This is a genomic window from Streptomyces sp. S.PB5 (assembly GCF_030403745.1).
Taxonomy (GTDB): Bacteria; Actinomycetota; Actinomycetes; order Streptomycetales; family Streptomycetaceae; genus Streptomyces.
Genome location: NZ_JAQMWP010000005.1, coordinates 23,965 through 39,382, shown reverse-complemented (window position 1 = coordinate 39,382; position 15,418 = coordinate 23,965). Strand labels below are relative to the sequence as shown.

The window sequence follows — 15,418 nt, the reverse complement described above, 5'->3', positions numbered from 1 at the left end:
AGCGCTGGTGGGGCTCAGTCGCAGTGGTTGTAGCCGGAGGGCGGCACACGGTCCTGGAGCATGTCCGCGCCGCCGGTGCTCCACATGTCGAGCTCGAAGGCGATGCAGGTGTTCCGGCCGTTGACCTTGACCGGGCCGGCGTAGTACTCGAAGTAGCCGTAGTCCGGGTCCGAGCCGCCGCCCTGGCGGTAGATGGTCAGCGACATGCGCGAGCTGACGCCGTAGTACGAACCGGCCTTGTCGGAGACGACGCAGTTGTAGGTGCCGTCCCAGTACAGGTACGACGTCGCCACGTGTGCGCCGTTGTAGTTGTAGTGCTTGAGCGTGTCGATCACGCTGCCGCCGCAGCCCGACGCGGCGGAGGCCGCCGGTGCGGTGGCGACCGGGCCCACCACGGCGACGCCCATGAGGACCGCGGCGCTCGTCAGCCAGCGGGTCGCCTTGTGCTTGAGGATGCTCATCGCGGTACCGCCTCTCAGCCGCAGTGGAAGTAGCCGGAGGTCGGTACGTGGTCCTGGATGATGTTGTTGCCGTTCTTGTTCCACACGTCGGTCTCGACGGCGATGCAGCGGTCCACGCCCTTGAACTTGAAGCTGGCGTAGTAGAGGTAGTAGTCGTCGTCGCCCGGCGAGACGTAGCCGTCCCTGTCGGTCCAGGCGTGCACGGCGATACGGGTCTTGACGCCGTAGTAGGAGCCCTGCTTCACGGCCGCGACGCAGTTGTACGTGCCGTCCCAGAACAGATAGGTCTTGGCGTACGTCGTACCGCCGTAGGTGTTGCTCCAGCTGTCGATCTGGGACCCGTTGCAGCCGTACGTGGCGGCGCTCGCGGCCGGAGCGGTCACCAGCGAGTAGCCGGCGATCGCGGACAGCGCGAACGTCATGGTCGTGGCGTACCGTGCGGCCTTGTTCTTGAGCTTCAACTTCTCCCCCGTGGAAGGTAGTTGCTGGGGTTCCGGTCGGGAACCGCTCAAGATCTTGTCATGTTCAGACAAGCAATGTGAACGCCGCGTAAGTCGTTGGCCAAAAGTTGATCATGTTGGCCGAAAGTGCAACAGCTGGGCTACCAGGTGAAGTTGGGGTTCACGTGCATGCACTTGCTGGTGTCGGCACCGTTCATCGCATCCGCCGAGTCCGGCGTCGCGTCCGACTTCTCAGGAGCCTCGTACTTCGTCCCGGACCGCCAGTCCGCCCCCACCACGAGGGTGACGCCGGAGACGTCCGTGGACTTCTTCACGGAACTCGTCGGGATACCGAGGACCTTGGCCACGCGCAGGGCGTCGCCCTTGAGGTCGACGCTCGGGTAGCGCACGAGCGTCTTCTCCTGGGCTGTCGCCGTGGAGGTGTCCGCCTCGGCCTGTGTGAAGCCCTTGCCGACCAGCAGCTCGGCCACCGCGGTCGCCCGGCCGCTGACCGGCCCCAGGGCGTCCGTGCGCGTCCCGTTGCGGACCTGGATCCCGATCTCGCCGTCGGCGGCGGCCTTGTCGGAGGTGGTCGTCTCCTCGGCGGCCTTCTTCTTGTCCTTGCCGTCGAGCGCGATGTCCTCCCGGACCAGCCGGAACAACTGGTCCGCGTCCTCCGGCTTGGGCACCACCCGGTTGCCGTCGGAGGCGTACTGCCACGGCATCGTCGTCATGGTGATCCGCTGGGTGGGGACCTTCCGCAGCTCCTTGCTCAGGTCGTACAGCTTGGTCACCGTGCCGAGCCCCTCGTCCACCGTCAGCGCCTCGGTGGCCGTCTCCGCGAGCCTGCGCAGCTTGTTGGGGTTGCTCAGCGTCGCGTTCTCCCGCAGCTCGCGGACCATCGAGTTCATGTACATGTGCTGGGCCTTGGCCCGCGCGATGTCGGTGTTGTCCTCGAAGCCGTACCGGGTGCGCAGCCACTGCAGTGCCTGCTCGCCCTTGATGGACGTGGTGCCCTCCTCCAGCCTCAGGCCCGAACCGCTGCCCTTGGAGGTGTGCGAGTAGATGTTGGCGTCCACGCAGACCGGGACGCCGCCGACGGCGTCCGCCATCGAGACCACACCCGCGAAGTCGATCATCATGAAGTGGTCGATGTGGATGTCGGTCAGCTTCTCCCAGGTCGCCACCGTGCAGCCGGGGCCGCCGCGGCCGAGGGAGTCGTTGGTCATCGCCGAGGTGAGCGCCTGGTGGACCTTCTCGGTGTCGGGGTCGGTGCACTCCGGGATGTCGACCAGGGTGTCGCGCGGCATGCTCACCACCGACATGTTGGAGCGGTCGGCCGAGACATGCAGCAGCATCTGGACATCCGCCCGCGGCGCGGTGTTGTACGTGCTCTTGGCGCCGCCGAGCTTCTGGTTCTCCTCGTTGTCCCGCGCGTCCGAGCCGATGATCAGGATGTTCAGCGGGGTCTGTCCGGCGGCGTTCGCCTCCGTCTTCTTCGCCCTGTCCTTCTCGTCGCCGATGTTCAGGGCGTCCTTCTTGATGTTGCCGTTGAGGTGCCGGTAGTAGAGGTACCCGGCGCCCGAGGTGCCGAGTATCACCACCGCCAGCACGATCGCCGACCAGCGCAGCACGCGCCGCCCACGAGGTCTGCCGTCCTTCGCGCGCCGCCCTCTGCCGTGATCGGCGGGCGGCCTGGGCCCCTGCGGCGTGAGAGGCATCGTCTCCTCCACCGCGGGAACCTCGCCGCGCACACTCTGCGCCAACTCCCTGTCCTCCCCACCCTGCGCCACCTGGCGGACTGCCGAGCCTCCCCAAGCCCGGCGGCCGGCTGTGTGTGCCCGGTCCGCCTCGTCGGAAGCGTACGCGAGACCCAATGTCGAATGTGTTGCCGAAGTGCTGTCTGGTCCCGAGACGTGAGCACGCCTCATCATTCTGCAGACAGCCAGGAGCCCGCTGTGGGGTGCGGGCCCGGTCGCCGCCCGCACCCCACCGCAAGGACCGGCCCCTGCGCGCCGGCGGATGACCCGGCCAGGGCCACCCGCCGGCGGTTCACCACCGGTACGGCTCGTACACGTCCATGCACTTGCTGCTGTCCGCCCCGTTGAGTTCGTCGGCGTTCTCCGGAAGGTCGCCGGCCTTCGGATCGGACTGCTTCGGATACGTCGACCCCTCGCGCCAGTCGGCACCCACCACGAGCGTCACCCCCGAGACCTCGCTCGACTTCTTCACCGAACTCAGCGGAATCCCCAGCGACTTGGCGACCCGCTGGGCGTCGCCCTCCAGGTCCGCGCTCGGATAGCGCACCACCGTCCGCTCCACGGCGAGCCCAGCCGTGGTGTCCGCCGAGGCCCGGTCGAAGCCCTTCTCCGCCAGCACCCCGCTGACCGTGCGGGCCCGGCCGTCGACCGCGGCGAGCGTGGAGGTCCTCGTGGCGTTCTGGACCAGGACACCGATCTCGTCGTCCGCGGCCACCGGGTCGTCGGAGACCTTCTCCTCGGTCTTCTTCTTGTCCGAGGCCTTCCCGTTGTCGTCGAAGGGCACGTCGTCGCGGAGCATCTGCCACATCTTCTCGGCGCCCGCGGGATCCGGGATCAGATGGTTGGCGTCCTGCGGATCCGCCAGGTACGGCATCGTCGTCATGGTGATCCGGTCCGTCGGCACCGACTTGAGCTGCATGCCCAGGTCGTACAGCTTCTTCACGGTGCCGATCTCCTCGGAGACCGTCAGGGCCTTCGTGGCCGCCTCGGCCAGGTCCATCAGGCGTCCGCCGTCGGTGAAGACGTTCTGGTCCTTCAGCTTGCGGATCATCGAGTTCATGTACATGTGCTGGGCCCGGGCCCGCATCGGGTCGCTGCCCCACGCATGCCGGGTGCGCAGCCACTGGAGGGCCTGCTCGCCCTGGACCTCCTTGCGGCCCGCCTTCATCTTCAGGCCGGAGCCGCCCTTGTCGTACACGTTCTGCTTCACACAGACCTCGACGCCGCCGACCGCGTCCGCCATGCTCACCACGCCCGCGAAGTCGATCGTCATCCAGTGGTCGATGTAGACCCTGGTGAGGTTCTGCCAGGTCGCCAGCGTGCAGCCGGCCCCGCCGCGGGCCAGTGAGGCGTTGATGATGGTGTCGACCGCCGGATAGACCTTCTCCGACTCCGGGTCGGTGCACTTGGGGATCTCGACCCGGGTGTCGCGCGGGATGCTCACCACGGAGGCGCTCTCACGGTCCGCCGCCAGATGGATCAGCATCTGCACATCGCCCAGCGGCGGATTGTCCCGGTGGTCCTTGCCGCCGCCGAGCTTCACGTTCGCGTCGGAGGCCCGGCTGTCGGAGCCGATCAGCAGGATGTTCAGCGGCGTCTGTCCGGCGGCGTTCGGCGCGGCCTTCGTCGCCTTGGAGTCGCCGCTGCTGCGCTCGCCCTTCTCGATGTTGCCGTTGAGGTGCCGGTAGTAGAGGTACCCGGCGCCGGCCGTGCCGAGTATCAGCACCGCCAGCGTCGTCGCGGACCATCTCAGCACCTTGTGCTTACGCCGGGGCGCGGCCCGGCGTCTGCCGTGTCTGCCGCCGCCGCTCCCCTCTGCGGGCCCCTCCTGAGCTCGCCGGACGCCCCCTCGCGTCTCGTCCCCCCGCACACTGTTCTGGGTCATCTCCCCGTCCCCTCCCCACCCCTGAAGCACCGAACAGGCCTGCCGTCACGTCCTGTTAGACGTACGACAGGCCTGTCAGGTCACACCTCACATGGTCAACTCGCGCACTTGACCTCGTCCGCCGTGGTCTTCGGAACCTCCGGAGTCGCCGCCGAGGTGGAGTTCATCTTCACCCCGGCCCCCTTGAAGTCCTCGCCGAGCGTCAGGGTCATGGTCGGCAGTCCCTGCGCGTTGGTGACGCTCTCGCCCGGCTTCATCATCGAGCCGGACAGCCCCATGATCTCGGCCAGCCGACGCGCCTGGTCCGCCTGGTCGGGGGCGTACTCCAGCGTCGTCTTCGCCTGCGTCTTGTCGGCGTTGCCCGCGTTCTCGGACTTGGTCACGCCCGCCTCGGTCTGCAGGTAGGTGAGCTCCTCCTGCGCGCTGCCCCCCGGCGCCCCGCCGTTGAGGATCCGCACCCGCACCTCGGAGGCGTCCGACTTGGTGCCCTTCAGCCGGGCGGCGATGGCGGCCTTCTCCTTCTTCTCCTGGGCCTTGACCTCGGTGAAGGAGACATCGTTCTTGATCATGTTGAAGACCTGCGGGGCGTTCGCCTCGTCGGGCACGACGGTCGCCTTGACCACCTCGGCCGGGTTGTCCTTCACCGGCGTGGTCAGGAAGGTGATGTTCTTCGGCGGCACCTTCTTCAGCTCCAGGGCCAGGTCCTTGAGCGTGCTGGCACTGCCGATGCCTTTGTCGACGGTGAGCGCCTTGGTGGCCGCGTTGGCCAGCTTGATCAGTTTCGTCGGGCTGGTGAGGGTGTCGCTGGAGGTCATCTTGCGCATCAGCGAACTCATGAACTGCTGCTGGACCTTGATGCGGTCCAGGTCGCCCTGGTTGCCGAAACTGTGCCGGGTGCGCACGAACGCCAGGGCCTGCTCGCCCTCGACCGTGGACTTGCCGGCCGGCAGCTTCAGCTTCGACTCCTTGTCGTTGACGGCCTTCGCCAGACAGACCTCCACACCGCCCACCGCGGTCGTCAGGGTCTTCACCGCGTTGAAGTCGGCCATCACGAAGTGGTTCACGTCGATGCCGGTGAGTTCCTCGACCGTCTTCATGGTGCAGCCCGGGTTACGGCCGTCCTGGCCGAGGCTGGTGTTGAAGCGGACGCTCTGGGTGCCCGGGACGATCTTCTCGGTGCCGTCCTCCGTGACCTCGCAGTCCGGCACATCGACGATCAGGTCCCGCGGAATGCTCATCGCGGTCGCGTTCGTACGGTCCTTGGAGACGTGGAAGAGGATGTTCGTGTCGGCGTGCCCGACGCTGCCCTTGTCGCCGTAGCCCTCGTTGCCCTTGCCGGTCCGCTTGTCGGTGCCGATGACGAGGATGTTGAAGGCCTCGTCCTTGCTGAACCCGTCGTCCGCCACATTGCCGACGTCCTCGGTCGTGACGTTGCCCTCGAGGTGCTTGAGGTACAGATACGCGGCCCCGGCCGTGCCCACGAGCACGAAGGCCATGACGCCGCCGGTCCACAGCACGGCCTTCTTCGCCTTGGACTTCTTCTTCACCGGCCGCCGGTTGCGCCGCCCCGGCAGTGGCTCCTCGGGCGCGCCCCGGCGTCTGCGCGGCGGCGGTACGTCACGGCCGGGCGCCTCGGCGGGTGCCGTACGGCTCCGGCCCGGCGCCGCCGTTCGATTGCGGACCGCTCCGCCGGCGTCGGCGGAGCGGGTGCTGGATCTGCGGGGTCCCGGCACCGCTGATTGCGGTGCGGAAGGAGTCAGTCGCAGTTCGTATTCGCCAGTGTTCGGATTGAGTACCCACTGGTCTGCGGGGTCGATGTCGTCCGCCCGCCCACGGCCTTGCGCGTCCACGGTTGTCTGAATCCTCCGTCGGGGCCACGCGGCGCCTCCCCCTCAAGGCGCTCGGGTCTCGGTCAAACAGTGCGCAAGCCTAACTACGGCCGGGTGCACCGGATCGCTCACACTATCCGGCCGGATCAGCGTCAAGCGACGACGGTGACAAATTCCACTTCCCTACAACCGGTCAATCCGTCGCATTTCCTTGGACAGCTGTTCGTCGCCTTGGTAATCGCTTTACTCGCAGGTGTCCTCGGCGGCCGTGTTCCCGCGGAACGTCGGCGCGGGAGAGGCGGCGGAGGCGGGCTCGTCGGGCCGCTTGGCACCGGGCTTCCCGTCGTAGTACTCGTAGTGGTCCCCGTACTCGTCGTAGTCGTACCCGTGGTCATAGTCGTACGACTCGTCCGAACCGTCCGCTTCTTCTTGCGAACCGTCGCTCGAGTTGGGGTTTTTTGTCGCGGAATCCTGTGGAACTTCCTCGGCGACCGCCACCCGAGCGTCCTTGCGCAGCCGTTCGAACAACTTCTCCGCTTCGGCCTGCACGAGTTGGTCGCGATTGGTGTTGTAGGTGTACGACTCCCGCGGGACGGTCAGGAATTGCACATGTTCGGTGGGGATGTCACGCAGCCCGCGCACGAGTTCGTACAAACCACGCAAGCTCGCCAGATCCGGGTCTGTCGTCAGCGAGGAGGTCGCGGCGTCCAGGACGGGATAGAGCTTCGCCGGATTCAGCAGGACGTCATTGCTCTGCACCTTGTTGACGAGCGCCCCGAGGAACCGCTGCTGCCGGTCCATCCGGTCGGTGTCGCTGCCGTCGCCGAGCGACTTGCGGGCCCGCACGTACCCGAGTGCCTGCTCACCGTCGAGCGACACCCTGCCCGCCGGCAGCCTCAGCTTGGCGGCCTTGTCGTGGATCGGCTCGTCCAGACAGATCCGTACGCCGTCGACCGCGTCGACCATGTCCTTGAAGCCGTGGAAGTCGACGACCACATGGTGGTCGATGCGAACTCCCGTCAGCTTCTCGACGGTTCGGATCGTGCAGGCCGAACCGCCCGTCTGGAAGGCGTGGTTCAGCATCGCGAACATCGGCTCGGTACGGGTGCCGTCAGGGCGCAGACACCCCGGCACGTCCACCATCAGATCGCGGGGCAGCGAGACGGCGGTGGCGCTGCGCCGCCCGGCGGCGAGGTGCAGCAGGATCGTGGTGTCGGACCGCTCGGTCCCGGAGTCCCGCCCGTATCTGCGGTTCCCGTCCCCGGAGCGTGAGTCCGACCCGATCAGCAGGATGTTCCGCGCGTCCTTGACGAGCGCCGTCGGCCGCTCCTTCTCGTACCGGGCGAGCTCCGCCGCGGCCGCGTCGTCCGGCGTGATGTTCCCGTCCAGCTTCGTGTACACCGCCCACCCGGCCCCCACGGCCGCCACGACGGCGACGGCCACCCCGACCGCCCCGTACCCCAGCCACCGCCGCCTGCGCCGCCGTATCAGCCCCCGCCCCGTCGCGGACGCCCCCGCTCCCGGACCGAGGGTGCCTGTGGAGGGCGTACCTGCGGTGTCGGTCACGGCGGAATCCACCCCTCATGGCGTACGAGCGTGCGGTGCGGCTGCTCCTACGACCATGGCGTGGATGGCGGACGGGGGGTCAGCGGTGGAGGGCCGAACGGGGGAGGGGAAGCGGCGCCGAGGACGTACGAGATGACAGGCGGCGCCTATCGGGCCGTGGCCGTGACCCGCTCGCTCTCGATCCGCTTCGCGAGCCCGTCCTCGCCCAGCCGCCCCAGATTCCGGCACAGCACCACCGACCCGCCGGTGGCCAGCGGGGAGTACAGCCCGGCGCAGAGCCCCTCCCAGGTGTCGTACGACCGCCCCGACAGCAGTCGCGACCCCGGTCCCGTCAGTCCCAGTCCCGTCGCCTCCGCCGCCGCCCGCTCCACGACCTCCGCGCCGCTGAACTCCCGCCCGGCGACGATCAGCGCGGGCTCGTCCGGGCCGACGGGCGCGAAGGGGGCGAAGCGGTCGCCCTGGCCCGGCACCTCGACGGCGTAGTCGCAGAAGCCCTCCGGCGGCTGCGGGAACCGTCCGCCCAACGGGCGCAGTGCGAGGGCGATGCGTGAGCCGGAGCAGGCGCGCGCCGCGTCCAGCGTGTCGGGGCCGCTCACCACGACGTCGGCCGCCTTGGGGTCGCCGCCGACGTCCGCGACCACTCCCACGGACGAACACGCCAGCAGCCACACCGCCGTCTGCCAGTGCGCGGGCAGCAGCAGTGCGACCCGGTCGCCGGGCTCCACGGACAGCTCGCCCTGGAGCAGATTGGCGGTCTTGGCCACCCAATTGGCGAAGGTGGCCACGGACAGTTCGACACGCTCGCCCGTGGCGTCGTCGTAGAAGGTCACCAGAGGGCGTCCGGGATCGGCGGCGAGCGCGGAACGCAGCAGGTCGGCAGGGGTGCGGTCGGTGGTGGTCACCCGCGCAAGCGTACGCGGGCGCGGTGCCGCGCAGCGAGGGGGAGAGGGCGGCCGGGGTAGCCGGTTCGGCGGAACGCGGCCCGACAGCCCGTCAGTTCCCAAATGGACAGGATTGTCAGACTATGTTCAATATCGAGGACATGCGTGGATTTCTTGCTTCCTCGATCGGTGTCACGTGCGCGGCCGCCCTCGCCCTTCCGCTGACCCCGCCCGCTGCCGCGACCGTCGCGCGCCCGGTGCCGAGCGCGGAAGCGTCCGTCCCCGGCAGCACGCAGTCCCTGCCCCTCATGAGCCGCGACCGCGCCCTCGGCCCGGCCGGCGAACAGGGCCTGACCCGCCGCGACGTACGCCACTTCTCCCTCGTGGGCGTCGTCTGGGACGACCCCGACACCGAACTGCACGGCCGCGTCCAGGTACGCACGCGTGCCGTCGACTCCGGCAGCTGGTCCGGCTGGCAGGACGTCGAGACCCACTACGGCGACGACGGCGCCGACCCCGACACGGCCGAGCGCGCCTCCGGCCGCGTGCGGGGGGCGACGGCACCGCTGTGGGTGGGGGACTCGGACGGCGTGGAGGTACGGGTGCGTGCGGGGGCGGAGCCGCGTACCGGGCCCGCGGAGTCCCGTGCGTCGACGGGCGCCGTCCTGCCGTCGGGGCTGCGTCTGGAACTCGTGGACCCCGGGGGGCCGGCCGCGCCCCAGGGCGGTGCTCCGGTGGGCGCTCTCCGCGCCGGAGCGCTGAGCGCCGGGTCCGTCGCCGCCTCCGCCGCCTCCGCCGCCAACGCCGCTCTCGCCCCGCTCGGCGCCCCGGAGATCCCGGGGGAGGAGCAGCGCGTGAAGCCGAAGATCGGCCCCCGGCCGCGCATCGTCACCCGGCGCGGGTGGGGCGCGAACGAGAAGCTGCGCGAGAAGAAGTTCGTCTACACGAAGAAGGTGAAGGCGGCCTTCGTCCACCACACGGCGACCGGCAACGGCTACCGCTGCTCGCAGTCGCCCTCCGTCATTCGCGGTATCTACCGCTACCACGTCCAGAGCATGGGCTGGCGCGACATCGGCTACAACTTCCTCGTCGACAAGTGCGGAAAGATCTACGAGGGCCGCGCCGGTGGCGTGGCCAAGCCGGTCCTGGGCGCACACACTCTCGGTTTCAACACCAACAGCATGGGGATCGCCGTCCTCGGCACCTTCGGCTCCAGCCGGCCGACCGACGCCTCGGTGGAGGCCGTCGCCCGGCTCACGGCGTGGAAGCTCGGTCTCCACGGCGCCAATCCGCGGGGAAAGACATACCTGAAGTCCGGGGGTGGCAATCTCTACCGAAAAGGTAGGAACGTACGACTGAACGTGATCTCCGGCCACCGGGACGGCTTCTCCACCGCCTGCCCCGGCTGGCAGCTCTACCGCAAGCTCGGTTCGGCCCGCGCGGACGCGGCTCGCTACCAGGGGCGTTAGGGCCACTCTCCGGGGGGACGGAGGGAACCGGTAGATCACTTTCAGGCATCTCAACCGCCGACGGGGGGCATGGGGCGGGTCGCCGCACTGCCGTCGAAGGCACCGCAACACGGTCTGCATACACTGACCGGCCGAAAGACAGTTCGGCCGGTCACCGGCAGGAAGCGGAGACGACAGGTGACAGAAGCAATTCTCCTGGTCGGTGGCAAAGGCACACGCCTGCGCCCGCTCACGGTGAACACTCCCAAGCCGATGGTCCGCGCGGCAGGGGTCCCTTTCCTCACACACCAACTGGCCAGAGCGAGAGCGGCCGGCGTGGACCACATCGTCCTCGCCACGTCGTACCTGGCCGAGGTCTTCGAACCGTACTTCGGTGACGGCTCGGCGCTCGGCCTCCACATCGAGTACGTCACCGAGGAGGAGCCGCTGGGCACGGGCGGCGCGATCCGCAACGTCGCCTCCCGCCTCCACTCCGGCCCCGACGACCCGGTCCTCATCTTCAACGGCGACATCCTGACGGGCCTGGACATCAGAGCCCTGGTGGCCACCCACGAATCTACGAACGCCGACGTCTCCCTCCACCTGACCAAGGTCACGGACCCCAGGGCCTATGGCCTCGTCCCCACCGACGAGACAGGCAAGGTCCTGGCCTTCCTGGAAAAGCCCCAGACCCCCGAGGAGATCGTCACCGACCAGATCAACGCGGGCGCCTACGTCTTCCGCCGCTCCCTGATCGACACGATCCCGACCGGCCGCCCGGTCTCGGTGGAAAGGGAGACCTTCCCGGACCTCCTCTCAGCAGGAGCCCACCTGCAAGGCATGGTCGACTCGACGTACTGGCTGGACCTGGGCACCCCTGCCGCTTTCGTAAGAGGCTCAGCGGACCTGGTCCTCGGCCGCGCCCCCTCCCCGGCGGTCCCCGGCCGCTGCGGCGACCGCCTCATCCTCCCCACGGCCAACGTCGCCCCCGACGCCAAGCTGACCGGCGGCACGGTCGTCGGCGAGGGCGCCTTCGTCGCCGAGGGCGCCCGAGTCTTCGGCAGCACCATCCTCCCCGGCGCGGTCATCGAACCGGGCGCCGTCATCACCGACTCGCTCATCGGCACACGAGCCAGGGTGGGCGAACGCTCGATCCTCACCGGCACGGTCATCGGCGACGGCGCGGTAGTAGGCGCCGACAACGAACTACGCCACGGCGCCCGAGTGTGGTGCGACGCCCGCATCCCGGCGGGCGCGGTGCGGTTCTCGTCGGACCAGTGACGGGTACGGCGACCGGTTCGGACGGCTGACGGTCCTCTGGGTGGGTGGACACGAGAGGTAGGACGCGCCCCCACCCACCCGCTGGGGTTGTGCCTCTGGGGGCGGTGCTGCGCTTCCGGACGCTGGTCGGGGCCACTTCAGTCGGCCCGGCGTTCGAGGACGAGGGTTGCCCGTCCCGATCCCCCATCCACCCGCCGGGGCTGCGCCTCGGGGGGTGGGGGTGCTGCGCTTCTGGGCGCCGGTCCAGGTAATTTCAGCCTGTCTGGGGGTGCCCCCTCTGGGGGAGTTTGAGGACGAGGCCCCTTAAGGGCCGAAGCGGGGCCCGGGGCGGCAGCCCCGGGCGGGGTCGAAGGGGCGGCAGCCCCTGGGGACGGGACGGGTAGGGGCGGCGGAGGCGAAAAAGCCCCCGCGAACCCCCGCGGCGGGCCCCCTCACAACCGCCCGATATCCCCCCGCGGCATCCGAGGCGCCCGCCTCGCCGGCGTCCGCCCACTCAACAGAATCAACCGAGCCGCCCGATGCCGCTGCCCCGCATAAGGCTCCAGCAGCGACAGCATCACGGAGTCATCCGCATCCCGGTCCCCGGCAAGCGCCCACCCGACGATCCCCGGCAGATGCAGATCCCCGACGGTCACCGCATCCGCCGCCCCATGACTCCGCTGCACAACCTCCGCAGACGTCCACGGCCCGATCCCCGGCACGACCTCCAACCGAGCCTGCGCCTCCTCCACGGACATCCCCACCGCCTGCTCCATCCGCGCAGCGACCCGCACCGCCCGCAGAATCGTCGACGCCCGCTTGTTGTCGACCCCGGCCCGATGCCACTCCCAGGACGGAATCAACGCCCAGGTCCGAGGAGCGGGCATCACCCACATCCGCCCCCCGACCACCCCCGTGGGCCCCGGCGCCGGCTCCCCGTACTTCCGTACGAGCAACCGCCAAGCCCGATAGGCCTCATCGGTGGTGACCTTCTGCTCAAGGATCGACGGAATCAACGACTCCAGCACCAACCCGGTCCGCCCGAGCCGAAGCCCCGGCCGCCGATGCACGGTGGAAGCCACCAGCCGATGCCGAGGCACGAACGCGGACGGATCGTCACCCGCCCCCAACAACTCCGGCAACCCGTCGAGCAGCCACTCCGCCCCCGGCCCCCAGGCCTCCCCGCGGATCTGCCCGCCCCCCGCGCTGACCCGCAAGGTCCCCGGCCCGACCGGCGTCAGGCTGGCCCGCCACACCGACCCGTCAGGCATCGCCCGAAACGTCGGATCGGCAGGCCCCCGCCGCAACGGCCCGAGCACCAGCCCGAGATCCAACGGCCCCTCAGGCACCCAGGTCCGCACCCGCCCCGCCGCAGCCGCCGGCCGAGGCACACCCCCGGGCACCACGACATGCCCCCCGCGCACCGTCGTACGCGTGGGCCGCGGAGCGAACCGACCAGCCACGAATGAAGTCCCGGAAGAGATGAGGAAGCGAAAGAACCGAGGGAACCGAGAACAGAAGACCAAAGGAGCCCTACGAGCGTAGAGGCACCCCCACCCCCCTCAGCGCACCTCTACGAACATCCCCGCATCCCGCTCGCCCCGCGGCCGAGGCTCCTCCGCCGGATGACCGACCGCCACCGCCCCCATCGGATCCCAGTCCGCAGGCAGCCCCAGCACCTCCCGCACGACATCCCGGCAGAACATCGTGGAGGACACCCACGCCGACCCCAGCCGCTCCCCGGCCAGCGCGACGAGGAAGTTCTGCACGCCCGCCCCGGTCGCTACGACGAACATCTCCCGCTCGGCGCCGTCCCGCCGCGGATCGCCGTACTCGTGCGACCCGTCCATGACGAGACACGGCACCACGAGGTACGGCGCGTTGCGCAGCACGTCCCCGCGCCGCACCCGCTTGGCGATCGACTCCTCGGTCTTCCCGTCCCGCCGCAGATCCGCGATCCACGCGTCCCGCATCGCGTCCAGCAGCCGGGTCCGCGACTCAGCCGACTCCAGCAGCACGAACCGCCACGGCGTCGTGTGATGCGGCGCGGGCGCCGTCACCGCCGCGGCGACGGCACGCCGTACCGCCCCCGGATCGACGGGCTCGTCCGTGAAGGCCCGCACGGTACGCCGCTGGGTCACGGCCTGCCGTACCGCCTCGGAGGTCCCGAGCCGGAACATATCGTCACGCGCCCCGCGCACCATCGCCCCCGCTCCCTCCCCGTGCTCCTCGGCCACCACGTGCCCCAGCCCCCGCACCACCGCGACGGGCAGCCCGGCGGCCTTGCCCTTCACCAGGTCCCCGGCCGCGGCGAGTTCGTCGGCGGTCGCGACGACGGTCGCGCTCAGCGGATTGCCGTACGCGTCCGTGCCCCCGCGCAGGTCATCGAGTACGTGCACGCCGGCGGCGCCGATCGCCACATCCGTGAGCCCCGCGCGCCAGGGCCGCCCGAAGGTGTCGGTGACGATCACCCCGACGTCGACGCCGAGCAGCTCACGCAGACCCTCACGGATCGCACGGGCGGACGCGTCCGGGTCCTCGGGCAGCAACAGAACGGTCCCGGCGGGTGTGTTGGAGGCGTCGACCCCGGCCGCGGCCATGATCAGTCCCTGCCGGTTCTCGACGATCCGCAGCGCACCGCGTCTCGCCACCACCCGTACCGTCTCGGCGTCGATCGCCGCCTCCCGGTCGGCCGCCCGGACGACCCGCCCCTCCGCCTTGGAGACGATCTTCGAGGTGACGAGCAGCACGTCCCCGTCGGCGAGCCGGGGCTCGGCGGCGGCGATCAGCTTGGCGAGATCGTCGCCCGCCGCGATCTCTGGCAGCCCGGGCACGGCCCACGCGCGGAAGCCGCCCGCGTCCGCGCCGGCACCCGTGCTCACGTCCGTGTTCACGTCCGCGGTCAAGACCCCCGCACCTCCTCCGCCAGCGCCAGCGCCTCCCGGGCCATCGCGGCGGTCGCGTCGAGGTCCGTCATCATCAGCGGTACGGCCTTGCAGCGGATCCCCGCCGACTCGACCTGCTCCACGGAGCCCGCGTCGACGGTGTCGACGAGCCAGCCGTCCAGCAGCCCCGAGCCGTAGTGCTCGGCCACCGCCGCGGCCGTCGACTCCACGCCCACCGCGGCGAGCACCTTGTCGGCCATGCCGCGCACGGGCGCGTCCCCGACGATGGGGGAGAGGCCCACCGCCGGCACCCCGGCCTCGGCGATCGCCTCGCGGATGCCGGGCACGGCGAGGATGGTGCCGACCGAGACGACGGGGTTGGACGGCGGGAAGAGAATGACGTCCGCCGCGGCGATGGCCTCCAGGACGCCGGGCGCCGGTTTCGCCTGCTCGGCGCCGACCGGCACGATCGCCTCCGCGGGGACCGAGGCCCGCAGCCGTACCCAGTACTCCTGGAAGTGGATGACCTTGCGCTCGCCGGAGCCCGCGGCGGAGCCGCTGTCGGGCAGCGTGACCGCGACGTGCGTCTCCACGCGGTCGTCGGACATGGGGATCAGCCGGACGCCCGGCTGCCAGCGGTCGCAGAGTGCCTCGGTGACCGCGCTGAGCGGGTATCCGGCGCTGATCATCTGCGTCCGCACGATGTGCGTGGCGAAGTCCCGGTCGCCGAGCCCGAACCACTCGGGGCCCACGCCGTAGGCCGCGAGCTCCTCCTTGAGATGGAAGGTCTCGTCGGCCCGGCCCCAGCCCTGCTCCTCGTTGATGCCGCCGCCGAGCGTGTACATCACCGTGTCGAGGTCCGGGCAGACCTTCAGCCCGAAGAGGTGGATGTCGTCCCCGGTGTTGCCGATGACCGTGATGTCCGCGTCCGGCACGGCCTGCTTCAGACCGCGCAGGAAACGGGCACCGCCGATGCCGCCTGCCAGAACCACGATTCGCATGG

The 15,418-nt window shown here is 69.9% G+C and carries 12 protein-coding genes; 2 read left to right on the top strand and 10 right to left on the bottom strand.

Annotated elements, in window-relative coordinates; all coding sequences use genetic code 11:
• Positions 1-14: 14 nt before the first annotated feature.
• From PH203_RS14090 to PH203_RS14060, 7 genes are all read right to left on the bottom strand, one after another.
• Positions 15-461, bottom strand: a complete 447-nt coding sequence (locus tag PH203_RS14090) for a hypothetical protein (protein WP_289920261.1) — start codon at positions 459-461, stop codon at positions 15-17.
• Between the two features lie 14 nt (positions 462-475).
• On the bottom strand, positions 476-922 hold the full coding sequence (locus PH203_RS14085; RefSeq protein ID WP_289920260.1) for a hypothetical protein: 447 nt from the start codon (positions 920-922) through the stop codon (positions 476-478).
• A 140-nt stretch (positions 923-1,062) separates the two neighbouring features.
• Complete coding sequence (locus PH203_RS14080; protein WP_289920259.1) at positions 1,063-2,622, bottom strand: LCP family protein; 1,560 nt, start codon at positions 2,620-2,622, stop codon at positions 1,063-1,065.
• Between the two features lie 331 nt (positions 2,623-2,953).
• Positions 2,954-4,546 (bottom strand): LCP family protein, encoded by a 1,593-nt coding sequence (locus tag PH203_RS14075; RefSeq protein WP_289920258.1) that lies wholly within the window; start codon positions 4,544-4,546, stop codon positions 2,954-2,956.
• A gap of 95 nt (positions 4,547-4,641) precedes the next feature.
• Positions 4,642-6,396: an LCP family protein gene (locus PH203_RS14070; protein WP_289920257.1), complete on the bottom strand. Its 1,755-nt coding sequence runs from the start codon at positions 6,394-6,396 to the stop codon at positions 4,642-4,644.
• 222 nt (positions 6,397-6,618) lie between these two features.
• Positions 6,619-7,941 carry an LCP family protein gene (locus PH203_RS14065; protein WP_289920256.1) on the bottom strand — a complete coding sequence of 441 codons (1,323 nt, stop codon included), beginning with the start codon at positions 7,939-7,941 and terminating at the stop codon, positions 6,619-6,621.
• Between the two features lie 146 nt (positions 7,942-8,087).
• Complete coding sequence (locus tag PH203_RS14060) at positions 8,088-8,843, bottom strand: TIGR03089 family protein (protein ID WP_289920255.1); 756 nt, start codon at positions 8,841-8,843, stop codon at positions 8,088-8,090.
• A 140-nt stretch (positions 8,844-8,983) separates the two neighbouring features.
• Between PH203_RS14060 and PH203_RS14055 the strand changes: the two genes are divergently transcribed.
• Both PH203_RS14055 and PH203_RS14050 read left to right on the top strand, forming a co-directional pair.
• The gene (locus PH203_RS14055; RefSeq protein ID WP_289920254.1) at positions 8,984-10,291 is read left to right on the top strand and encodes a peptidoglycan recognition protein; all 1,308 of its coding nucleotides are present in this window, start codon (positions 8,984-8,986) and stop codon (positions 10,289-10,291) included.
• 177 nt (positions 10,292-10,468) lie between these two features.
• Complete coding sequence (locus tag PH203_RS14050) at positions 10,469-11,551, top strand: NDP-sugar synthase (protein WP_289920253.1); 1,083 nt, start codon at positions 10,469-10,471, stop codon at positions 11,549-11,551.
• 431 nt (positions 11,552-11,982) lie between these two features.
• Here PH203_RS14050 and PH203_RS14045 read toward each other — a convergent pair whose 3' ends face one another.
• The 3 genes from PH203_RS14045 to cofD all read right to left on the bottom strand — a co-directional run bounded on the left by PH203_RS14045 (position 11,983) and on the right by cofD (position 15,416).
• Positions 11,983-12,993 carry a DNA-3-methyladenine glycosylase 2 family protein gene (locus PH203_RS14045; protein WP_289920252.1) on the bottom strand — a complete coding sequence of 337 codons (1,011 nt, stop codon included), beginning with the start codon at positions 12,991-12,993 and terminating at the stop codon, positions 11,983-11,985.
• A gap of 99 nt (positions 12,994-13,092) precedes the next feature.
• Entirely contained in the window at positions 13,093-14,436 is a 1,344-nt protein-coding gene (locus PH203_RS14040) for a coenzyme F420-0:L-glutamate ligase (RefSeq protein WP_289920251.1), read from the bottom strand.
• Positions 14,433-15,416, bottom strand: coding sequence for a 2-phospho-L-lactate transferase (cofD, locus tag PH203_RS14035; protein ID WP_289920250.1), 984 nt, complete (start codon positions 15,414-15,416; stop codon positions 14,433-14,435). Before cofD ends, PH203_RS14040 begins: the two co-directional genes overlap by 4 nt.
• Positions 15,417-15,418: the final 2 nt, after the last annotated feature.